This is a genomic window from Streptococcus oralis (genome assembly GCF_023109195.1).
Taxonomy (GTDB): domain Bacteria; phylum Bacillota; class Bacilli; order Lactobacillales; family Streptococcaceae; genus Streptococcus; species Streptococcus oralis_BV.
Window position 1 is genome coordinate 603,806 of sequence record NZ_JALDUB010000001.1, and the last position, 21,982, is coordinate 625,787.

Sequence of the window (21,982 nt, forward strand, 5' to 3'; positions counted from 1 at the left end):
TAAATTTTTGCTACATTCTAGTATATCATAATTTTCTGAAGCTTTAAACGGCAAAATGTGGTAAAATAGAAGAAATCAAAAACTAGTGGAGGAAGCTACTATGCCATTTGTACGCATCGATTTATTTGAAGGTCGAACGCTCGAGCAAAAGAAAGCTCTTGCTAAGGAAGTAACGGAAGCTGTTGTCCGCAACACTGGAGCCCCTCAATCAGCCGTTCATGTCATCATCAACGACATGCCAGAAGGAACCTACTTCCCTCAAGGGGAAATGCGCACCAAATAATCCAGCTTAAGCAGAATTGCTTAGGCTTTTTCAATCTCCAAGTAGCATCCATTGAAGAAATAGTCTAATTTTGTTACAATTTGAAGAGATGCTTGGATACCTATCCTAAGAAAAGAAATACAAAAGGAATTAGTATGATTACACGTGAATTTGATACCATCGCTGCTATCTCTACTCCACTAGGTGAAGGAGCCATTGGTATTGTCCGCCTGAGCGGAACAGATAGCTTTGCCATTGCGCAAAAGATTTTTAAAGGAAAAGACTTGAGCAAGGTTGCAAGCCATACCCTCAACTACGGTCACATTATTGACCCGCAGACAGGGAAGGTCATGGACGAAGTTATGGTTGGAGCTATGAAGTCTCCAAAGACCTTCACTCGTGAGGATATTATCGAGATTAACACTCACGGTGGGATTGCGGTGACCAATGAGATTCTCCAACTAGCTATCCGTGAAGGAGCTCGGTTGGCAGAACCTGGTGAATTTACCAAACGCGCCTTTCTAAACGGTCGTGTGGACTTGACACAGGCCGAGGCAGTGATGGACATCATCCGTGCCAAGACAGACAAGGCCATGAATATTGCAGTCAAACAATTGGACGGTTCTCTTTCTGACCTCATTAATAATACTCGCCAAGAAATCCTCAATACACTTGCCCAAGTTGAGGTCAATATTGACTATCCTGAGTATGATGATGTTGAGGAAGCTACTACTGCTGTTGTCCGCGAGAAGACTATGGAGTTTGAGCAATTGCTAACCAATCTCCTTAGAACAGCTCGTCGTGGTAAAATCCTTCGTGAGGGAATTTCAACTGCCATTATCGGCCGTCCCAACGTTGGGAAATCCAGTCTTCTCAACAATCTCCTGCGTGAAGATAAGGCCATCGTAACAGACATCGCTGGTACGACACGAGATGTTATCGAAGAATACGTCAACATTAACGGGGTTCCTCTCAAATTGATTGATACTGCAGGTATTCGTGAAACAGATGATATCGTGGAACAAATCGGTGTTGAACGTTCGAAAAAAGCCCTCAAGGAAGCTGACTTGGTACTACTAGTACTAAATGCCAGCGAACCACTAACAGCACAAGACAGACAACTTTTAGACATCAGTCAAGATACCAACCGCATTATTCTACTTAATAAAACGGATCTTCCTGAAGCGATTGAAACTTCAGAACTCCCTGAAGATCTCATCCGTATTTCAGTTCTTAAAAATCAAAACATTGATAAAATCGAAGAGCGTATTAACGACCTCTTCTTTGAAAATGCTGGTTTGGTTGAGCAAGATGCTACTTATCTATCTAACGCCCGTCATATTTCCTTGATTGAGAAGGCTGTTGAAAGCTTGCAAGCAGTTAATGAAGGTCTTGAACTGGGTATGCCAGTTGATTTGCTTCAAGTTGACTTGACTCGTACTTGGGAAATTCTCGGAGAAATCACTGGAGATGCCGCACCTGATGAACTCATCACCCAACTCTTTAGCCAATTCTGTTTAGGAAAATAAAAAAAATCCATGATCGTTCATTTGGTCATGGATTTTATTGTCTTTATTAGTAATCTGGTCTAAGGACACCTGTTACGGTTGCCTTAGTTGCTTCGTAGTCACCATCTACAACAACCTTGATAATGCGTTTGGCATCTTCTTCTGGTGCTGGAACTAGAGGCAGACGAGTTGGTCCAGCTTCAAATCCCATATAGTTAAGGACTGCCTTAACTGGAGCAGGACTTGGATAAGAGAAGAGGGCGTTGACCTTAGGAATGAACTGACGCTGAATAGCTGCGGCTTTCTTCATATCGCTCTCTGCAATGGCAGTAAACATTTCGTACATTTCATCTCCATTTGTATGGGAGGCAACAGAAATAACCCCATCCGCACCAAGGTTCATGGCATGGAAAGCATCTCCATCCTCACCAGTATAGACCAAGAACTCTTTTGGCTTGTGCTCAATCAAGTAAGCCATATTTGCCAAGCTGGTACATTCTTTGACACCGATGATATTTGGATGGTCAGCCAAGCGAAGCATGGTTTCTGGAGTTAATTCCACTACTACACGCCCTGGAATGTTATAGATGATAATAGGCAAGTCAGAAGCATCTGCAATCGCTTTAAAGTGCTGATACATGCCTTCTTGAGAAGGTTTGTTGTAGTATGGTACGATAGCAAGTCCAGCAGCGAAGCCACCAAAGTCTGCTACTTCTTTGACAAACTCGATCGAGTCACGCGTATCATTGGTACCTACACCCGCAATCAAAGGAACACGTCCATTAACAATCTTTTGTACAGCCGCAAAGAGTTCCAACTCCTCATCGTGGGTCAAGGTCGGACTCTCAGCAGTCGTTCCAGCTAGAAGAATGCCGTCTGTGTGATGGGCCAATAAATGCTCAATCAAGGCTGGAATGGCATCAAAGTTGATGGAACCATCCTCATGAAAAGGGGTAATAAAGGCTGTGATGATTTTACACTCTTTTAAATCTTGATAAGACATGAGAAACACCTCTCTATTTCAAAGAAGGAGTTCATCTGAACTCCTAAACGATATGACTATTTTAATTCAAATTTCAACTCAGCTGTTGGACGAACCAATCCACGTTCGTGAAGCGTTTCTGCAATCTGAACTGAGTTCCAAGCAGCACCTTTGAGAAGGTTATCTGAAACAACCCACATATGGATTCCTTTTTCAGCATCCAAGTCTTTACGGATACGACCTACGAAGGTATCACGTGAACCAACAGCGTTGATGGCTTGCGGATAGATTTGATGTGCTACGTCATCCTCAAGAACAGCACCTGGAAAGGCTGCGATGGCTGCTTTTACTTCTTCGATTGGAGCCACTTCTTTTGTTTCGATATAAACAGACTCAGAGTGAGCTGACAAGACGGGAATACGCACACATGTTGCAGACACTGCGATGCTGTCATCTTCCATGATTTTCTTTGTTTCCTTAGTCATCTTCATCTCTTCATAAGTGTAATAATTGTCAGTAAAGACATCGATTTGTGGAAGAGCGTTAAAGGCGATAGGATAGTGTTTCTTATCACCACCTGAAGGCAAGATTTCTGCATGCAAATCACGAGGATTCACACCATCATTCAAAACTTCACGAAGTTCACGCTGTGTCTCAAGAATTGCTCCCATACCAGCACCTGAAACGGCTTGGTAAGTTGAAACAATGATACGGTCCAAGCCCCATTTTTGACGAACAGGCTCAAGAGCCACCATCATTTGGATTGTGGAACAGTTGGGGCAAGCAATGATTCCATTATGAGCATCCAAGGCATGAGCATTTACTTCTGGGACAACCAATGGTACATCTGGATTTTGACGGAAGTAAGATGTGTTATCAACTACTACTGCACCAGCCTTAACTGCGTAGGGAGCATACTTGGCAGATGTCGAACCACCAGCTGAGAAGAGAGCAATATCAACACCTTCAAAAGCTGTCTCAGTTGTTTCCTCAATCGTAATATCTTGGTCTTTAAATTTCAAAGTCTTGCCTGCTGAACGTGCAGAAGCAAGGTAACGAATTTTATCGATTGGAAGTGTTGATTCTTCCAACATTTTTATCATCTGAGCTCCGACAGCACCTGTCGCGCCGACTACAGCAACTGTATATCCCATAAATAACCTCTTTCGGAATTTTCTAAAAATTTCTATAATAGAAGTATTATACTACTTTTTCTAAAAATTGAAAAGTATTTTTGGGTTCTATTTTCTGAAAATTAAAAATCCCCAGTCATTGACCAGGGACTAAGAGGCATCTTCATGTGATGAGCTGGTTCACACAACTCATCAAGGTCCGCTCCTGCGTTATGACCTCCTTATGCTCAATAGTAGTCCAAAGACTACCTATCGACTCATCGCAGGTTTTATTCTACTATGCTTTGCTGACTTTGTCAAGGCTAATGCGGGGTAAATATAAAAAACTCTCAAATATCAAGAGTTTTCCTGTCTATATCATGCTAATTGCCGGGATTGAACCGGCGACCTCATCCTTACCATGGATGCGCTCTGCCAACTGAGCTAAATCAGCTTACCTAAAAAGTATACTATAGTTCTATGTTCTTGTCAAGCGCTCTCTTTTAATTTTATGAAATGAAAAAAGCTAGATTTAGCAAGAATCTAGCTTATAAACTTCTTATTTTGTAAGGTCGATTCGCTGTCCCAGTTTTCCGATTAGGATTGCACCAACGATAAGCGATGCAAACTCTCCAATCCCTGTAGAAAACCAAGTAAAGAAGAATGGAGCTTCAGCAACGATATGAAGTTCAGCTGCAATGGTAATCATTGAAATGGAGAAGAGGATTGAAAAGAAGAAATGATCTTTTCGAATCAATCCGTTAAAGAGGTAATCTTTGCTGTATTTTGCAAAGAGCCATACACCTAGACTAAGGAAAACTAGAGTAGATCCCCCGCCGACAAAGACATCAATTATGCCAAAACTAAAGAAATTAGCAATCATACAACCAATCGTCACACCGATGATGTATTTAGGATTGTAAAAAGCCAAAAAATTCATCATCTCAGAAATGCGGAACTGGTAAGCACCGTAGCTAATAGCATTTAGTGGTGGGGTAATGGTCAAAACCACATAGATAGCAGCAACAATAGCAATATCTGCCATGTCACGAACAGTTAAATTTTTCATGTTTTCTCCTTTGGCGGTTTCCCGCGTAAAATATGCTTGGTGAAAGAAGCTAAGCACCAAGGGTTGAGTGAATCAACCTTACTAGTATAGCACATTAGCCAGCTTTATGCTATACTAAAATCATGAAAAAACGAATAAAAGCTTTCTTTAATAACGAAATACTCTCCTACCTATTTTTTGGTGGTGCTACGACTTTGGTTTCTATTGTATCACGTTTGGTTATTTACCATATCAGCCACCAGGAAATCCTCGCAACTGCCCTTGCAAATATTATCGGGATTCTCTTTGCCTTTCTCACAAATGATACAATCGTCTTTAAACAAGAGAGAAGGAATTGGCCAACCCGCCTGGCTAAATTTGTCTTAGCTCGTCTCTCAACACTTGGTCTCGACATCCTTTTAACTTATATCTTTGTTACAACCTTTCCTGATATTATTGGCCAGTTTGTCGAATTTAATATAGATAGGGTTAATACGATTGAAACTATCCTAGCACAAATTTTGATCATCATTTTAAACTATATTTTCAGTAAAATCTATATTTTTAAAGGGAACAACTGACCACTTTGAGCGTTCAAGTTGCTTTTTGTCACAATTTAGGATATAATAAATTAGAAAATTAGGAAAGGAATTTATGAAAATGTTAAAGGATCTTAAAGAATTCTTGCTTCGTGGTAATGTCGTTGACCTCGCTGTCGGTGTCATCATTGCCTCTGCATTTGGTGCTATCGTTACTTCATTTGTTAATGACATCATCACTCCACTTCTATTGAACCCAGCTTTGGAAGCTGCGAAAGTACAAAACATCGCTGAGCTTGCATGGAATGGTGTTACATATGGTAAATTCTTGAGTGCTATTATCAACTTTCTCGTTGTAGGTACTGTGCTTTTCTTCGTTATTAAAGCTATGGAAAAAGCGCAAAACCTTCGTAAGAAAGAGGAAGTGGTTGAGGAAGCACCTGCTGCTCCAACTGAACTTGAAGTTCTTCAAGAAATCAAAGCTCTTCTTGAGAAAAAATAAAACAGATAAAGGATTTAGCTTAAAGCTAAATCCTTTTTTCTTTACTCTTTTGGTAACTTCCCAGCTTTTTCGAGCATTTTCTTAATTAAGTAAGGCATCTTCACATTTTCACGGCCTTTTTTCTCAATGAGCTTTTTGACAAATTCTGGCATCTGAAGGTCGTCTGTCTCCTCCATAATGTCCTTGGTAGTTGCTGAAGGCGCTAACTCATCAAAGGTTTCTTCTTCTGGGAGAAAAGCTTTAAATTCTTTGTCTTCATTGGCTCTTACAGTAGCAACTAAAGCGTCAATTAAACGGCTATCCGTATTGGGCATAGGTGGGCGATGGTAGGTGACATCTAATTCTTGACACAACTCATAACATTCCACATCATTATCGAACAAGACTTCAATGTGCTCACTGATAAAACTAATCGGGACAAAAATATAATGCTCTGGATGTTGCTTTTGTTCTCGTAAATATTCTAAGACATCTGGCTTGATCCAAGGGATTCCAATATCACTTTCGCTCTGCCAAGTATTGGTATACTGGTCGGCTGTTAGGCCGAGTTGTTCAGCAATGAGCTTGCTATTATCGAAAATCTGGTCGATATAAGGATCTCCATAATCCAAGGCAAAAATGGGAACACTGTGTGCCGAAAAGATTACCTTGAAAGATTCTTCTCCCACATGGTTCCGTAAAATTTTGCTAATCTCATCTGTCCAGAAGTCCAGCAAAGGCTGTTGTTGATACCAGTCCTTAATTACTAAAAATCGGATCTGCTGGCTTTCCAGAAACTTTTCATACCCCATGACTGAGTAAAAAGAATAATGAGGTTCCAAAATCAAGCAGATACATTCTTCAACACCATCAGCTTCCATCTGCCTGATCACGTCTGGAATAAAGGGACGAGAAAATTTGTTGGCAAAGTAGATACCATACTCCTCCCCTAATCGTTCCTTGACTAAATTGACCTCATCACGTGTAATCCGCTGCAAAGGTGTCCCACCGATAAGGACGTAGTTGTCATAGAGAGTCTGGATCTCGTGGTCTTGGGGTCTAACTCCACGACGAATGTTTGTAAAGAATTCTGCTACTCCTTCAAAACTAATCTCCTCTGGAGATCCAAAGGTCATCATCAATATTGCTTTTTTCATGTTATCATCCTTATGATATTATTTTCACTATCTATTCTATCATGAAAGAAAAAAATAGTAAACGCTTCCGACGTCTACTATTTCTTTTGTTCTTTTGTCTTTCTATCTCGTCTTATGATTAGGATGATAACGACAAGGAGTAAAATAACAATAATCAAGAGAAGAAAGGCAAGGATATAAATCCAATGCGTTGGTAGCCCTTGGTCAAAATAGCGTGTTCCTACTGCTTCCCCACTTTTATCCTGGGATGCTTTTAGTGGTGCATCCGTTATTTTAGCTAAGAGGATATGCCGTCCGTTGGTAATGTTAAGGAAACAGGTGCTTAACAAAACAATCTTGTCCGTTGAGGTCAAGGAAACATCTCGCTTGTACTTGGATTTACTTAGCAGATATTGATAGTAAGCCTGGTGTTCCTCATCGTTGGAACTCAAAGTCCGGTAAATCTCCGTGTCATAGGCATCCACTTCTAAAATCCCAAATATCTCCAGACCACGTTCACGACCATTGTAGTAGATAGAACCATAGCGATGCTTTTCAAAAAAATCTTGATCCGCAAATTTTTGAATCTCCCCAAACATAGCTCCAGAAGCCATGGAGTGACCATAAATGATGGTGTTAAAGTCGGTAAAGTTGGGGTTAAAACGATAGTCTAGGAATATAGAGCCTGACACAGTATAATCGCCAAAAGCATTGCGATCAAGGTATTTGACATTGTCCTGACTCTGCAAGAGGGGATAGTCTACCTTGGTTCCATCAAGGCTAATCCAACCACAAACATCCTTGTTGAGGTGCTGCAAGGTTTCAAAGCCCGTACTGCTGGCATCTTTTTCAATGGGATTATAATGATCGTAGTCACTCGCAAGAACTCTATCAGCTGTAAAAAGACAGAAAAAAGCTAGAAAGAGGGATAGAATGACCTTTATAACTTTGCGACTCGTACTTGTTTTCATATTTCCTTCTTTCTCCTCTCTAGCCTTGAAAATAAAAGAGCAAGAGAGGCTGTCCCTTTCTCTTTTATTGGTAGTTTAGTCAGTAATGGTATCTGCCCCTTCTTCCTTTGCTTCTTTTCTACGACGCAAGATCAAGTAGAGGATGATGAGCAAGAAGATCAATAGCAAGAGCAAGATAAACAAGATGATGTACCATATCCACAAAGGAATCGATGAGAGAAATCGTCCGAGCGACGAATCATCAAAGACACTATAAGGGAATGGTTTTGATTTTTTCGTATGGAAGGTGTCCTTTGGAACCGTATCCGTAATCTTGGCAACTACGATATGTCTCCCATTTGTTACGTCTAGGAAACAGGTACTGAGAAGGATGATATGGTCATTTGGCCCCAGTGTAATGTCTCGTTTGTGGATGGCAACCGAGAGTAAGTGATCGATATATTCTTGGCGCCGATTATCCCCATTAATACCTGGATCGTAGATGTTAAAGTCATAGGCGTCCACCTCGAGCATCTCAAAGATCTCAAGACCTTTTTCAACACCATTATAGTAAATACTACCGTAGCGATGCTGGTCAAAAAATTCCTTATCAGAAAACTTCGCTACATCTCCAAACATAACCCCATTTTCTACATGGTGTCCGTAGATGATGGTATTAAAGTCTTCGAATTTGGATTCATTTCGAGCCTCAAGGAAAATAGCTCCTGTAGCTGCAAATTCTCCCTTGGAATCCTTGTTCAGGTATTTTTCATTGTCTTTGGCTTGGACTAAGGGATAGTCGATATTGGTGCCATAGACATTGATCCAACCGAGAACCTCTGGATTGACTTGCTGTAGCTTGTGAAAGCCAGAAAAACTATCAAGCTCATCCTTCTCACTGGTACTAACAGGTCTATAAGCCTCATACTCACTTGATGAAGCCTGAGAATAAACCTGATTGGCATCCCAAAGGGCGTAGAAACCAAAGAGAAAGACTAAGGCTGCCAAGAGGAGCAAGATATGATTCATCAATGCATCTACAGCAAGGACCAGCCGCCTAGACAAACTCTTTTTTGGTTTCTCACGCTTGATTTTCATCGGTCAAACCACTTGCTTAAGCTTGTCTGCGTTTTTTAGACAAAGCAACAAATCCAGCCAAACCAAGACCAATCATCAAGATGAAGGGAAGATTGTCAATCAAGAGACCAGTAGGGGTAACGTCTTGGAATTTATTGGTAAAAGTGTTGTCGTTCAATTTTTCACCGACAAGAACATTTTCAACTGTATAATCTTGGGCTTGAGTACCATCTGATTTGGTTTTACTTTCACCATTCTCAGTATATTTAGAAGTAGCGGTATATCCTTTGCTTCCGGTTTCTTTTACAGTATAACGAGAACCTGCTGGAAGATTAGCAATGGCAAACTCTTGACCATGCTTCAAAGTAAAAGTTTTAGTAAATGTGACTTTATCGGTAGCAACATCAACATTTTCAGTTTTATCACCATAATGAACTGTAATTTGTGTTACAGGAGATACTGCTGTTTCATTTGTTTTGGGTAATTTTACAGTTATCTCAAATTGGAAATCTTTTGTACGATCCGCAGTCCCTCCGTCAACTTTTTTTAGAATAGTTAAGGATTTTTTTGCATTGTCTGTTATATCTTTTGTTGGTTCATTTGGGTGTTTAGGATCTGTTGGATCAATTTTCCCTCCGTTTTTAGTATATGTGTTCTCAAATAAATCATATTTGAAAATATTTGAATTTGAAGATGGAGCAACTTTAGCAGCGCCAGGTTTATTCTCTTCTCTAAAGTAAACAGAAGAAATAAAGGTACCTGAATTTTCTTTATTTTTGACAATTACATGCATTTTATAAGTGCGAGTATCATATTTCACAGCATCTATATCTTGATCATTTTTATCTTTAATAGGTGTATAAGTTTTATCTGTTTCCTTTACGAGGTAAACATACTCGCCTGCATGATCATAAGAAACTCCAGCAAAAATGTCACCTGTATCTTTTTTAATGCTTGATTGACCACTGGCTAAGCGATCAGCTTCCGAATAAGTCACCGTACGATCAGGAATGAATCCCTTATTACTTTCCGAATTTGAAGCCATTTGATAAGGAGCATCATTTGAAGAAGTTCCAGGTTGTGGAGTAAAAGTAAACCTAAAAGTCGCTTTCGGTGTTGTAATTCCTTCAGCAATATTCAGTGTTTTATTAATAGCTACTTTTGCACTTGTTTCACCAGTTGCTTTAGCAGTTGCCACATCATTATCATCCGCAAATGTTGGAACTCCTCTAAAGACCGACAAGGCGGTTACAGCTGCAATGCTTGCAGTAACTAATTTTTTCAAAAATCTTTTTTTCATGATTATTCCTTTTGTTTTTAAATTTCTTTTTTCATAAATTATCATCAAAAGCCCCGTCGCCTTAGGACTGTTACCACCTTGCCATGGGTATCCTGTATAGGAATGGTTCCAAAAGCACGACTATCTACAGCCGTTGTTCGATTGTCTCCGAGGACAAAGAGTTGTCCTGCTGGGACTTTCATTGGGAAGGTAGCCCCTTCCTTATAGAGCAGCGTTTCTTTGTAGATATCCTGCTCTTGTTGAGGAGAACCGTTGATGATGAGACCATTTTCGTTTATATCGATCGTACTTCCTTCGGTTGCTATGACACGCGCCACTCTTTCCTTGCCCTTATAACTATAGACGAGCAGGTCACCAATCGAATAACGTTTATCAAGCCTATAGTAGACAACCAAGTCGCCATCTTTTAAGGCTGGCTTCATGCCATCGTCATTGTATCTCAATAGTCCAAAGACAAAAAAGTAAAGGGTGGCCAGTACAAACCCAACCATCAGAAGCTTACTGACTAAGTAGAGGATATCTCCCCATACACTCGGCGGAGACTTATCCCGATTGACTTGTGTTACTGTTTTCTTATGTTTCTTTTTAAGTAGCATTATTTTCTCCTATGTACCACTAGATAGCCGAGTAGGATTGTAAAGAAGATACCTCCTAGAGGAAGGATTATTCCTAACACGAGTGTACTGCTGAGGAAGTCAATTCCAGTTTCAGGTACACTATTTTTATTATTCCTGACTGTCGCATACTTGTCCGCATCAAGCTTGCCTTCTTTATTTTCATAAGTAACCTGATAACCAATCGAAGAGTTTGATTCTTCTTCTACGGTATAGGAGCTATCAAGTGGTAGCCCATAAATTTTTATCGTGTGGTCTTTGTTAAGATCAACAGACGCTCGTCCGTCAGTAAACTGCAAGATCGTTCTTTTGTTATTCACCAATACATTATAGGAACCATTCAATGGTCTATTCTGAGCATCCTTTATGTTAATGGTAATCTTGAAGGATTTTAATAGGTTGGCAAATACCCCCGTAACCTTTTTTGTGACTGATAAACTTGGAAGCTTGTGGTTCGTGACAGTACTGGTCTCGTCTTTATTCAGATCGCCCTCTTGATTCTCATATGTAACGTGGTAACCAATTGTTGATGTGGCTTCTTCTTCAACCTTGTAGTGGGTTCCTCGAGGAAGATAGCTTAGAATACCTTTCCAACGTTTTCGTTTGTCAACACGAATCTTCGCTTCACCATTCACAACAGTTATCTCACCAAAAGTTCCATTCAATGGCGTAGAATCAGGAGAGGTTAGTTTTACCTTAATCCAAAACTCCTTGTTCAAGTTGTTTTCGAATTTCAACACTTTTTTAATTGTCAGGCTTGGTAATTGTTTATAGATTACCTTAAAGGATGGTTTAGATTCTGTACCAACATTTTTTATTTCTTTGGTAAAGGCTGGGACGTCCGGTGCAATTAAATCGTATTGATATCCTTTGGCAACTTTTTCAAAGTTCCTCGTTTCATTAGATACGTTTTTACCAACATTCACATTGGTTTTTCGATAGTCTTGATTATCAGAACCTCCGTTCTTGTTCTTTTGAACCAGTTTCAGTTCAATATTACTCGGTTGATCAGCTGTAATAACAGTTCTCGCACCCGTCACACCTTGCCATTCAACTTCCACTGGTACCGTTAATGGATCTGAAGGCTTAAATGTTGGGTTGTCAGAGTATTCTTTGGTCTTGGTTTGTGAGGTGCCTATTCCATAGGAATAGGTGACACTGGCACCTTTATTGGAATAGAGTTTATTGACATCAGAACCATCAGCATCACCAGCCTCTATCTTTTTATCACCAGCAATGGCATCCAGAGCATCTTGACTAGATGTAACAGTAAATTTGAGAGCGTATCGAGCCCCATCTTCCAAGGAATAATTCGGAGAAAATTTAGCCGTAACTTCCACTAATCCACCAGAGGTTGTCTTGGTATCAAAAGTTACTTGCTCTTCGGTTAATGTTTCACTGCTACCATCTTTCTCTTTAACGACACGAAACTCTGACGATCCGTTCGGTAATAGCTGGACATACTTAGAAAGAACATCTTTGATAGTCACACGGTGAATTCCCAGAGGCAGAATCTTATCAGTGATATCTTTAAAACTGTCTCGTAACTGGTCTTCATTGTTTGCGGATAGGATTTCATTAGGAATGGAAGAATTGTGGTACCTGATATAATACTGCAAACTGGTAATACTGTCGACATTGTTTGAATAACGAAATTTAATAGAGTAAAAGCCATCTAGTTTTGGAGCGAGACTATAGGCGAGATTATTGATAGATCCATCTAAATTATTCCAGAACCAATATGGAGCCGTTTCTGATCCATCTTGATTATTATAGTTATAAACTGTATAACCACTGTCGTTGTAATACATATTGGCAAAACCATCTGATAGAACAATAACAACTTTCTTAGCATTAGACCTTGCACTATCCATCAATTGATTGGCAATACGAATACCTGCGCTAATATTGGTTCCTGTACCGATTCCTGATTCAGTCCCTATTGATTTGCCACCAGCAATCTTCATATTACTAACTGCAGTCTTTGAACCACTAGCATCGTTATTCCAATTTAAAATTGTTTCCGCATCATCCCATGGGGACACACCATCATAAAATGCTGTTCTCTCTTCATACGGCCAATACCGATATCCCCACTCCCATTTTCGGTAGTAGGCATTCCATGATTGTTCTGCAAACTTATTATCAATCTTTCCGCCAAAACCTACCATGGATAACCGATTATTTGAATTGGATAAAATCGTATCAATTAATCCCTGACGATCTCGAGTCCCTTTAAGGGTATTTTTTAAAGCATCCAATCTTGTAATTGTTCGTCCAGTAGAAGAAGGAACATCTCTCTTGTTCATACTTCCTGAGAGATCTGCTACTAAAACAACATCTAAGGGATCCGTTTGAGTTTCTGTCCCAAGCTTAGAAGTGATATCCAATGACAACTCATACTTGTCATCTTGTCCGGATATCGGAGTAATTGTCTTGTGAAGAGTTGTCTGAGGTTCTGTATTAGAATCAGCATTTAACATACCTATCGGAGCACACAAAAAGAGAATAGCTAACAGTGTAACTAAACGGCGCGCAATAATTTGAACTTTCTTAAAATCAAAGCGAATGTTCATTTTATTCTCCTTAACTAGAATGTTTTTATATTATTACTATATCAATCTATAGAATTTATAAAACAATTGTACACTAAACTCCAAACAGTGTCAATCAATATAATTATTTTATATTATATTGATTGTAAAATAGCATGATTCTTCTTTGTCTTTCAAACTATTCTATGGTAAAATGAAAAAGAATAGAATAACCGTTTTTCTATTTGAGATTATTATGGATTTGAGTTATTATATTTTTTAAATCATAAAACCTTCGGAATTAGTTTTTTCTGAAGATAGCATTTTATTTTTAATTGTTAAAGGAGTTTTTATGACTTATCCGAACCTTTTAGATCGTTTTTTGACCTACGTTAAGGTCAATACGCGTTCTGATGAACACTCGACTACTACTCCAAGTACGCAAAGTCAGGTAGATTTTGCAACCAACGTTCTTATTCCTGAAATGAAACGTGTCGGTCTGCAAAACGTTTACTACCTTCCAAATGGTTTTGCTATTGGGACCTTACCAGCAAACGATCCAAGCTTGTCACGCAAGATTGGCTTCATCTCCCATATGGATACTGCTGATTTTAATGCCGAAGGTGTAAAGCCGCAAGTTATCGAAAACTATGATGGTGGAGTCATCGACTTAGGTTCTTCTGGTTTTAAACTCGATCCTGCTGATTTCAAGAGCCTTGAGAAATATCCAGGCCAAACGCTTATCACAACTGATGGCACGACCTTGCTGGGTGCTGATGACAAGTCAGGAATTGCTGAGATTATGACTGCTATTGAATATCTGACTGCTCATCCCGAAATCAAACACTGTGAAATCCGTGTTGGTTTTGGTCCAGATGAAGAAATCGGGGTTGGAGCTAATAAATTTGATGCAGATGACTTTGACGTTGACTTTGCCTATACTGTTGATGGTGGTCCGCTAGGAGAACTTCAGTACGAGACTTTCTCAGCAGCAGCTGCTGAACTCCATTTCCAAGGGCGCAATGTTCACCCTGGTACCGCTAAAGGCCAGATGGTCAATGCCCTTCAGCTAGCAATTGATTTTCATAATCAACTTCCAGAGAATGACCGACCTGAACTGACAGATGGTTACCAAGGTTTCTATCATCTTATGGATGTGTCAGGTAGCGTTGAGGAGGCGCGTGCAAGCTATATCATTCGAGACTTTGAAAAGGATTCCTTTGAAGCTCGTAAAGTAGCTATGCAGTCTATTGCTGACAAGATGAATCAAGAACTTGGGAATGATCGCGTTAGCTTGACTCTGACAGACCAGTACTACAATATGAAGGAAGTCATTGAGAAAGACATGACGCCTATTACTATTGCTAAAGCTGTTATGGAAGATTTAGGAATCGCGCCAATTATTGAACCAATTCGTGGTGGAACAGATGGGTCTAAAATTTCCTTTATGGGTATCCCAACTCCAAATATTTTTGCTGGTGGTGAAAACATGCATGGACGTTTTGAATACGTCAGCCTTCAGACTATGGAGCGTGCGGTGGATACCATCATTGGCATTGTATCTTATAAAGACTAAAAAAGACGAGGTAGCTCAGCTACTTCGCCTTTCTTTTTATTCATTTGGTTGAGCACTTGTCTCAGACTCACTTTGTGCTTGCTTTTCTGTCGCTTGAGAAGCAGCTGTTTCACTGTCTTTCTCAGACTTAGATTGGCTATCAGTTTCACTTGCTTTTGAACGGAGTTCCTGGTTCAAGCTAATGATTTCTTTAGCTAGAGTGAGGAGACCTTCTTTATCACTGCTTTTGGCTGCAAGTTGATCAAATAGAGCATCAACACGTTCAAAGTCTGCATCGGTTCCTTTGTTATCCTCTAAGTACTTGTGAAGAGAGAGCATGACATTATAGAGTTTTTGGTAGATGATCACGGTTTGCGGATCTTGTTCTGCTTCTTTTTTCTCTCGTTGGATAGTCGCTGCAATACGATTTAAAAGATCCTCAAGTTGTGTTTTAGCTTCGTCAAGGTCTGCATTTTCCTTTTCAGTAGCCGCCTTGATATTAGCTGCTTCTTCAGCTAGGGATTGTTTGACACCATCTTCTTTGACACGTGCTAGGAGTTGAGCAGCTTTAGTTAGGAGAGCATCTACTTCTTCCTTCTTAACATGGCTAACCCGCTCTTCTGGCATAAAATCACCGTAGAGTTCTTTTAGGAATTCATAGATGGCGGTCTTAGCAGTTTGACTATCTACTTTTTCCGTATCTAGAATAGTCTTACCAGCTTTTGTAGATACGGGTTCTTCTTTGAGAGCCTCTTCTACTTCTAGCTTAGTTTGGTAAATAGTTGGGAATAGCTTGTTCAAGTCGGTTGCTTTTAGGAAAGATTGTGACTGGTAAAGTTCCCATGTCAATTTAGCAACACGGTTCCGAAGTTCTTCTCTCAAACGACCATCAGACACATGTTCGTAGAAGTACTTGATGTACTCTACTGTTGTGACTCCTGTCCGATCTCGGAAATCTTGCAAGGCCTGAAGTTTCGCTTCAATGGCAGCCAAATCTGTCTCATCCTGTGCTAGTTTTGCTTCCTGCAAATGTACTAAAAGATCTTTCTTAGGCAAGCCATAAGTGTCCGTATCCAGTGTATTGATCTTATCTACTAAGGCTTGGTACTTCTTATCTAAAGGTGAAGTTTCAACCGGTGCCACACTTTGATCCACATGGATATACTGTTTATCAAAGAGATCCAAGGCTGCTAGATATCCAGCAGTTGAGTTTGTTGCCAGTTTTTTCATATTTTCGGTGAACTGCCCCAAAGCAAGTTCAACCCGTCTCTGCATGATTGGCTGGTCTTTGTAGAGATTTCTGCTATCTGCTAACAGTTGATCCACCTTAGATAGAACTGTTTGTTCATCAAATGCTCCAGGTTGATAGGTCGATTGTAGGGCTGGAATCTTATTTTTCAAAGCTACTTCATAGCCCTTAGTTTGAACCTTGATGTAGTGATTGTGGTCTCCGTGAGGAATCACAAAACTACCACTTTCTACCTGTAAACTATAAGGAGATACCCCATCACGTAGGGCAGTCGTATACAGTTCATTTAGGAAATCCAGTTCTGGGTTCCCAGTTTGGAGAGGAATACGAACATGTTCTTTTCGAACAGCATAGGGATGGATATGGGTTGGATCATAGGCTTGATCCGGATTTCCAAAGACAAAGAATCCATTTGAAATACGAATCGCTTCGAGCGGAACCCCGTAGGTCTGTGAGATATACTTGATTTTTTCTTCATCGCTAGCATCTCTTGAGAAACTTTCCACAGTCTTTGCAAGTGGTTGAACGTGCTGAGGCTGATGATTTTCTTTCAAGTGATTTTGGGCAGCTTTGATTTGGGTTGCAGTCAAGTCCTTCTTAAAGAAATAATGAGCGTGATCTCCATGAGAAACTACAAACCCTTGCTCATCCTCACTAATAACACGGTCAGCTGCAAAACTATGATCATGTTCTTCACCGTGGTGATGGTCATGCTCCTCTCCATCATGGTCATGATCTTCATGGTTGGTATTCTGGCTTCCATGGTCACCGTCTTGGTCATGAGAATGATTTGGCTGAGCTGGATGCTCTGCTGGTTTGCTTGGATTTTCTAAAGGTGTTGGCTTCCCACTGTCGCTAGATAAAGGAATCATACGCGCAATCTTTTCTTCCAATGCAGAAAGCTTTGTATATGGGATGAAATGATAGTGATTTCCGTGAGGAATCGCCACGCCACTCGGCGTTCTACTTGAAATCTTAGCAGGATCAAAAATCAAGCCATCTGATTCAGCATAACGTTGATTACTTGGAAGAGCATAGAGTTGCTGCAATAGACTCTGAAGGCTCTCTTCTGGTTTGCTTGGTGTTTCGGTTTGTTGACTTGGATTAGTGGTTTGACTGCTTCCATTTTGGTTTGGACGATAGTCAGTCACAGTTGGTTGCTTTCTAGTTCCAGAGAGGTAAGTTTGAGCAGCTGCCAATTCGCTAGCAGACAAGGAACTCTTCGGAATGTAGTGGAAATGTCCTCCATGAGGAACGATATAAGCATCACCAGTATCCTCTATAATATCAGATGGATTAAAAATATACCCATCATCAGTGGTATAGCGACCTTGCGATTGAGCAAGCGCCACTGCACTGTTAGAGGTTGGTGCATCATGAGTATGACCTTGTTTTTGGCGCTCAATTTCGTCCTTCGTACGAATATTATCAGCATGAGCCGCATCTTTAAGGTAAACATAATACTTGCCATCCACCTTGATAATGTAGCCACCTTTGATTTCGTTGACAATGTCAGCATCTTTCAGTTGATAATTGGCATCTTTCATCAACAGTTCTTCGCTGAAAATCGCGTCAAAAGGAACTTTCCCATTGTAATAATGGAAATGATCACCGTGTGATGTCACATAACCTTGATCGGTAATTTTCACGACAATCTGTTCTGCCTGAATATCTTCTTTTTTGCTAACTTGATCTGGTGTCTGGGTCTCTGTTTTTTGAGAGTCTTGTTTACCATCGACATAAGATACACGATTATTGTCCTTATTTTCCTGCGATCTATACTGGTTCAATGCATAAGCGCAAAGACTCAAGGATACGATAAGAGCTGATCCAGCTGCTATATATTTTTTACTGAATTTCATAAATCCCTCATTTCAATAAATGATGAAGCTATTTCTTAACTTCTTTTTTTCGGTTAAACAGTTTTCCTAAACCGGTTATTTAACCAATTAATTAACCAGTAAATAGTTTACCTTTTTTAAGTTTATCTGTCAAGATTTTTAGTGAAAGAGACTCAAATTATTACTTTAAGAATCCTTTCTTCATTTTTTAGACAGGAAATTTCATCTTTTTATTAACAAATAAAAGGACATTATTCTATCCAATAATAGAACAATATCCTTTCAACTAGATGATTATTTGTCAAAATCTTCTAAGGTTTTATTTGCTTAAGAGTTTTAATATCATAGGTTACTAAATCCCCATTCTTATTATAAAACTGAACTCCTTCTGCTGAAAAAATAAGGTATTTAGAATCAATTTGAGCAATTTGTGTTATTTTATTTATATGATCTTTTAAAGTGGCCTTATCTAATCCATAATCTGGTATATCATCGTAATCATCTTCTTTATTTTCTTCTGCTTTAGGTTTGTCTTTTTCAACCGAAGGATTGCTGCTAGTCGCATCTGCCTCATTTTGAGATTTATTATCCTTTGGTTGTTCATCGACTTTATTTGAATCGGATGCATCTTTCTTTGTTTCCGATTTCTTATCTGAAGAAACTAGATGTGAATTAGAAGAATCATTTGTTGTTTCTTTTTCTTTAATTCTTTTAGCAATCAACTCTTGAGCTTGTTTCCACTCTTTATCTGATAAATCAGACTGATTGATATTTCTCAATGAATCACCACTAGCTTTTGGAATACTGAAAGATTTATCTGCCCAAATATAGGTTCCCTTTGCCAATACATCCTGAGGATCAAAAATATATCCATCAGGAGTTGCAAACTTGCCTTCTTTAAGTGCTTTCTGAACTTCTTCAGCAGAATGGATAATTTGCCAATTCTGCATTCCAGCGCGTTTTTCAAGAGGAGTCACATTAGCAATAACGGAACCTGAATCCTCGTGACCCGGCTTAGACCAAACTTCAGGACGAACCTCAGGGTGTTGCATGACATATTTAATAGTCGCAATTTGATCAGGCTCTAACCATGAGTAAGGCACAACATGAATATGATCAATGTGTGGAATAATGAATGAACTTCCAGTATCATAGGTAGTATTCGCTGCATGCATCGGCAAACTTGAGACATCTACAGCTAATCTTGGTTTGATCCCTGTGTCTACTATATCATAACGATAATGATCTCTATCCTTAAGCATGAGTTCTTGTTCAGAAAAAGCAATTTGAGTAAGATCAAGTTCATCTCGAGAGTAGAAGTATTCTTTTCCGTTCTCTTTAAGAACATAGCCTACTTTACCATCTTTAGTCACTTTACCAGTCACTTTTTTTGAATCAAATTTTGGTTTTTCTTTGTTATCCATATTCTCTGAAGGAATAACACTCTCATTAGGTTGGCCTTTTTCCTTCATCCATTTGCTAACTTCATCTAATTCGAACTGTTCTAACTCTCCAAATCCCACATAATGGAAATGATTTCCATGTCTCGCTATAATGCCTGATTTATCAACTGAATAGATAGAATCTTTACTGAATACATATCCATCACTCGTATCATAAGGTTTACCATCTAAACCTTTTCCATAAGCTTTGATTGGTTGTCCTAAGAACTTATGAACTACTTCTCTTGATACTAAAGGTTTAATATCTGTACCAATTTGATTTAATCCATATTGCCCTTTTAACGGAATCATTCTTGCAATCTTCTGCTCTAAATCAGTCATTTGAGAATAAGGGATAAAGTGGTAATGGTCTCCGTGTGGCACTGCAACACCATTCGCAGTTTTTCTTGTAATCTGCGCTGGATCAAAGACAAGTCCATCTGATTCCACGTGTCGTTGACTGAGCGGCAAGGCATAAAGTTGTTTCAAGAGACTAGATACATCTTCACTTGGACTTTCTTGATAACTATTATCCACTTGTGAGCTAACACTTGGAGCCCATCCTCTAATATTTGTCTCAACTTTACTATGATTTGTTTGTCCATATGAACTACTATTCGATGCATCTGATGAGCTACTAGAAGAATTTGTAGACGGACGATACCCAACTGAGCTTGTTTGACCACCTTTACCAGATAAGAAGGCTCGAGCAGCAGCTAATTCACTGGCAGACAAGTCACTCTTAGGAATATAGTGGAAGTGATTACCATGAGGAACGATATAAGCATCGCCCGTATCTTCGATGATATCAGATGCATTAAAGATATAACCATCATCTGTTGTATAGCGTCCTTGAGCTCTGGCTACAACTACTGCCTGATCGTTAGAACCTCCTCCGTGATTACTACTATGTTCTTGTTTCTGACGAGTAATTTCTTCTTTTGTTCGAATATTATCCGCATGAGCCGTATCTTTCAGGTAAACATAGTATTTCCCGTCTACCTTAATCACATAACCACCCTTGATTTCATTAACAATATCTGAATCTTTCAACTGATAATTCGGATCTTTCATCAGCAACTCTTCACTGATGATAGCATCATAAGGAACCTTCCCATTGTAATAATGATAGTGGTCACCGTGTGAAGTGACATAGCCTTGATCAGTAATTTTGATGACAATTTGTTCGGCATTGATGCCTTCTTTTTTACTGACTTCATCAGGTGTCAAAGTCTCTGCCTTTTGACTCGGTTGTTTTCCATCTATATAGGAAACACGATTATTTTCCTTGACTGTTCTAGCTTGATACAGTCCCAACTCGTAAGAACAAACACTTAAAATTAAAGCTGCCGCAGAACCTGCTAGATATTTTTTATTGATTTTCATAATTTCCTCATTTTAATTCTTCTGCAAGAACATTCATATTTTCTTCTAAATTTTCTAAGTAAGTTTTGTCATTTTCAGGATCAGCTTCCAAAGGATTGAGTGTCTTTAGGCTAACTCCTGTTGATTTGACCAAGGTCTCAGCGACTTTAGAAGAAGCATTGCTCTCAGTAAAGATGGTTTTAACCTTATAGGTCTTAACGAATTCCTGAATTTCTGTTAGTTGTCTCGGACTTGGTTCTTGTTCAGGGGAAATCCCTGCTATACCAAGTTGTTTCAAACCAAAGCGTTTAGCGAGATAAGAAAAGGCTGTGTGTTGTGTAACAAAGGTCTTTTGACTCGCTTTTTCAAAAATAGGCTGGTACTTCTTAGTCAATTCTTGGGCTTTAGCGATAAAGTTTTTAGCATTCTTTTGATACGTTTCCTTATTAGCACTATCAATCTCCGAAAGTTTGTCAGCGATAATCTGAGCTTCTTCACCTGCTTTTTCTGGATCTAACCAAGTGTGAGGGTCGTAGAGTGTTTTTTCATCGATACCGTCACCAGCTTCAACATCTTCCAAACCTGGTACACGCTCCAACGTCATTCCTTCAGAAGCTTCTAAAACCTTAACTTTTGAGTTTTTCAAGTTAGGATCTAGACTTCCAGCCCAAGATTCGAGCGTATGAGAATGGTAGACAAAGACATCCGCGTCATAAATAGCAGCAATGTCATTTGCTGACGGTTCAAAGGAGTGAATCCCACTACTTGACTGAATCATCCGTACATCATTCAAGTCCCCTGATACCTCTTTTACCATGGCATAGATTGGGTAAAAACTTGTTACAATCTTCATCCCTTTTGCTTCTTGTTTTTCTTTTTGACCACATGCTCCTAAGACAAGAACCAGCAGACTTGCCACTAATAATAGAAATGTTCTTTTTTTCATCATTACTCCTTAACTAGTATTTAACCATTTAATTAACTAGT

General features: G+C 39.4%; 17 protein-coding genes, 1 tRNA gene and 1 riboswitch. Of the genes, 5 read left to right on the top strand and 13 right to left on the bottom strand.

The window, feature by feature from the left end:
- The first annotated feature begins 100 nt into the window (after positions 1-100).
- The gene (locus M1F65_RS02955; protein WP_001117401.1) at positions 101-283 is read left to right on the top strand and encodes a 4-oxalocrotonate tautomerase; all 183 of its coding nucleotides are present in this window, start codon (positions 101-103) and stop codon (positions 281-283) included.
- Between the two features lie 134 nt (positions 284-417).
- Positions 418-1,791, top strand: a complete 1,374-nt coding sequence (gene mnmE / locus M1F65_RS02960; RefSeq protein ID WP_000632733.1) for a tRNA uridine-5-carboxymethylaminomethyl(34) synthesis GTPase MnmE — start codon at positions 418-420, stop codon at positions 1,789-1,791.
- Positions 1,792-1,837: 46 nt separating this feature from the next.
- Here the strand turns inward: mnmE and dapA are convergent, their stop codons facing one another.
- From dapA to M1F65_RS02980, 4 genes are all read right to left on the bottom strand, one after another.
- On the bottom strand, positions 1,838-2,773 hold the full coding sequence (dapA, locus tag M1F65_RS02965; RefSeq protein WP_000121605.1) for a 4-hydroxy-tetrahydrodipicolinate synthase: 936 nt from the start codon (positions 2,771-2,773) through the stop codon (positions 1,838-1,840).
- A gap of 56 nt (positions 2,774-2,829) precedes the next feature.
- On the bottom strand, positions 2,830-3,906 hold the full coding sequence (locus M1F65_RS02970; RefSeq protein WP_247925452.1) for an aspartate-semialdehyde dehydrogenase: 1,077 nt from the start codon (positions 3,904-3,906) through the stop codon (positions 2,830-2,832).
- Positions 3,907-4,245: 339 nt separating this feature from the next.
- Positions 4,246-4,318: transfer RNA gene (locus tag M1F65_RS02975), tRNA-Thr, on the bottom strand.
- A gap of 105 nt (positions 4,319-4,423) precedes the next feature.
- The gene (locus tag M1F65_RS02980) at positions 4,424-4,933 is read right to left on the bottom strand and encodes a QueT transporter family protein (RefSeq protein ID WP_049489682.1); all 510 of its coding nucleotides are present in this window, start codon (positions 4,931-4,933) and stop codon (positions 4,424-4,426) included.
- A riboswitch (PreQ1 riboswitch) is annotated at positions 4,931-5,027 on the bottom strand. It overlaps the preceding gene by 3 nt.
- A 28-nt stretch (positions 5,028-5,055) precedes the next feature.
- Here M1F65_RS02980 and M1F65_RS02985 point away from each other — a divergent pair.
- Positions 5,056-5,493, top strand: coding sequence for a GtrA family protein (locus M1F65_RS02985; protein ID WP_049489683.1), 438 nt, complete (start codon positions 5,056-5,058; stop codon positions 5,491-5,493).
- A gap of 79 nt (positions 5,494-5,572) precedes the next feature.
- Positions 5,573-5,953, top strand: a complete 381-nt coding sequence (mscL, locus tag M1F65_RS02990; RefSeq protein ID WP_000910206.1) for a large conductance mechanosensitive channel protein MscL — start codon at positions 5,573-5,575, stop codon at positions 5,951-5,953.
- A 41-nt stretch (positions 5,954-5,994) separates the two neighbouring features.
- Here the strand turns inward: mscL and hemH are convergent, their stop codons facing one another.
- From hemH to pitA, 6 genes are all read right to left on the bottom strand, one after another.
- Entirely contained in the window at positions 5,995-7,089 is a 1,095-nt protein-coding gene (gene hemH / locus M1F65_RS02995) for a ferrochelatase (protein ID WP_000709214.1), read from the bottom strand.
- A gap of 77 nt (positions 7,090-7,166) precedes the next feature.
- Positions 7,167-8,039 (bottom strand): PI-2 pilus system class B sortase SrtG2, encoded by an 873-nt coding sequence (gene srtG2, locus M1F65_RS03000; RefSeq protein WP_247925454.1) that lies wholly within the window; start codon positions 8,037-8,039, stop codon positions 7,167-7,169.
- 75 nt (positions 8,040-8,114) lie between these two features.
- On the bottom strand, positions 8,115-9,116 hold the full coding sequence (gene srtG1, locus M1F65_RS03005) for a PI-2 pilus system class B sortase SrtG1 (protein ID WP_000695085.1): 1,002 nt from the start codon (positions 9,114-9,116) through the stop codon (positions 8,115-8,117).
- Positions 9,117-9,132: 16 nt separating this feature from the next.
- Entirely contained in the window at positions 9,133-10,440 is a 1,308-nt protein-coding gene (locus M1F65_RS03010) for a DUF7601 domain-containing protein (protein WP_025171513.1), read from the bottom strand.
- Positions 10,440-10,991: a PI-2 pilus system signal peptidase SipA gene (gene sipA / locus M1F65_RS03015; protein WP_000924790.1), complete on the bottom strand. Its 552-nt coding sequence runs from the start codon at positions 10,989-10,991 to the stop codon at positions 10,440-10,442. Before sipA ends, M1F65_RS03010 begins: the two co-directional genes overlap by 1 nt.
- Entirely contained in the window at positions 10,991-13,585 is a 2,595-nt protein-coding gene (gene pitA / locus M1F65_RS03020) for a vWA domain-containing protein (RefSeq protein WP_247925455.1), read from the bottom strand. The genes sipA and pitA overlap by 1 nt, the downstream gene beginning before the upstream one ends.
- 310 nt (positions 13,586-13,895) lie before the next feature.
- On the opposite strand from pitA, the gene pepT reads away from it, so the two are divergent.
- Positions 13,896-15,119 carry a peptidase T gene (gene pepT, locus M1F65_RS03025; protein WP_125826143.1) on the top strand — a complete coding sequence of 408 codons (1,224 nt, stop codon included), beginning with the start codon at positions 13,896-13,898 and terminating at the stop codon, positions 15,117-15,119.
- Positions 15,120-15,155: 36 nt separating this feature from the next.
- On the opposite strand, the gene M1F65_RS03030 is transcribed toward pepT, so the two are convergent.
- From M1F65_RS03030 to M1F65_RS03040, 3 genes are all read right to left on the bottom strand, one after another.
- Positions 15,156-18,209, bottom strand: a complete 3,054-nt coding sequence (locus tag M1F65_RS03030; RefSeq protein ID WP_125826142.1) for a pneumococcal-type histidine triad protein — start codon at positions 18,207-18,209, stop codon at positions 15,156-15,158.
- 290 nt (positions 18,210-18,499) lie between these two features.
- Positions 18,500-21,016, bottom strand: coding sequence for a pneumococcal-type histidine triad protein (locus M1F65_RS03035; protein ID WP_049518622.1), 2,517 nt, complete (start codon positions 21,014-21,016; stop codon positions 18,500-18,502).
- Between the two features lie 7 nt (positions 21,017-21,023).
- Positions 21,024-21,941, bottom strand: coding sequence for a metal ABC transporter substrate-binding protein (locus M1F65_RS03040; protein WP_000747424.1), 918 nt, complete (start codon positions 21,939-21,941; stop codon positions 21,024-21,026).
- Positions 21,942-21,982: the final 41 nt, after the last annotated feature.

What these genes read in the sequence shown, in the direction of transcription:
- M1F65_RS02985 (WP_049489683.1), top strand. Translation starts at nt 5,056, where the DNA reads ATGAAAAAACGAATAAAAGCTTTCTTTAATAACGAAATACTCTCCTAC.
- M1F65_RS03030 (WP_125826142.1), bottom strand. Translation starts at nt 18,209, where the DNA reads ATGAAATTCAGTAAAAAATATATAGCAGCTGGATCAGCTCTTATCGTA.
- dapA (WP_000121605.1), bottom strand. Translation starts at nt 2,773, where the DNA reads ATGTCTTATCAAGATTTAAAAGAGTGTAAAATCATCACAGCCTTTATT.
- mscL (WP_000910206.1), top strand. Translation starts at nt 5,573, where the DNA reads ATGTTAAAGGATCTTAAAGAATTCTTGCTTCGTGGTAATGTCGTTGAC.
- M1F65_RS03040 (WP_000747424.1), bottom strand. Translation starts at nt 21,941, where the DNA reads ATGAAAAAAAGAACATTTCTATTATTAGTGGCAAGTCTGCTGGTTCTT.
- M1F65_RS02980 (WP_049489682.1), bottom strand. Translation starts at nt 4,933, where the DNA reads ATGAAAAATTTAACTGTTCGTGACATGGCAGATATTGCTATTGTTGCT.
- M1F65_RS03035 (WP_049518622.1), bottom strand. Translation starts at nt 21,016, where the DNA reads ATGAAAATCAATAAAAAATATCTAGCAGGTTCTGCGGCAGCTTTAATT.
- sipA (WP_000924790.1), bottom strand. Translation starts at nt 10,991, where the DNA reads ATGCTACTTAAAAAGAAACATAAGAAAACAGTAACACAAGTCAATCGG.
- pepT (WP_125826143.1), top strand. Translation starts at nt 13,896, where the DNA reads ATGACTTATCCGAACCTTTTAGATCGTTTTTTGACCTACGTTAAGGTC.
- M1F65_RS02955 (WP_001117401.1), top strand. Translation starts at nt 101, where the DNA reads ATGCCATTTGTACGCATCGATTTATTTGAAGGTCGAACGCTCGAGCAA.
- srtG1 (WP_000695085.1), bottom strand. Translation starts at nt 9,116, where the DNA reads ATGAAAATCAAGCGTGAGAAACCAAAAAAGAGTTTGTCTAGGCGGCTG.
- hemH (WP_000709214.1), bottom strand. Translation starts at nt 7,089, where the DNA reads ATGAAAAAAGCAATATTGATGATGACCTTTGGATCTCCAGAGGAGATT.
- mnmE (WP_000632733.1), top strand. Translation starts at nt 418, where the DNA reads ATGATTACACGTGAATTTGATACCATCGCTGCTATCTCTACTCCACTA.
- M1F65_RS03010 (WP_025171513.1), bottom strand. Translation starts at nt 10,440, where the DNA reads ATGATAATTTATGAAAAAAGAAATTTAAAAACAAAAGGAATAATCATG.
- pitA (WP_247925455.1), bottom strand. Translation starts at nt 13,585, where the DNA reads ATGAACATTCGCTTTGATTTTAAGAAAGTTCAAATTATTGCGCGCCGT.
- M1F65_RS02970 (WP_247925452.1), bottom strand. Translation starts at nt 3,906, where the DNA reads ATGGGATATACAGTTGCTGTAGTCGGCGCGACAGGTGCTGTCGGAGCT.
- srtG2 (WP_247925454.1), bottom strand. Translation starts at nt 8,039, where the DNA reads ATGAAAACAAGTACGAGTCGCAAAGTTATAAAGGTCATTCTATCCCTC.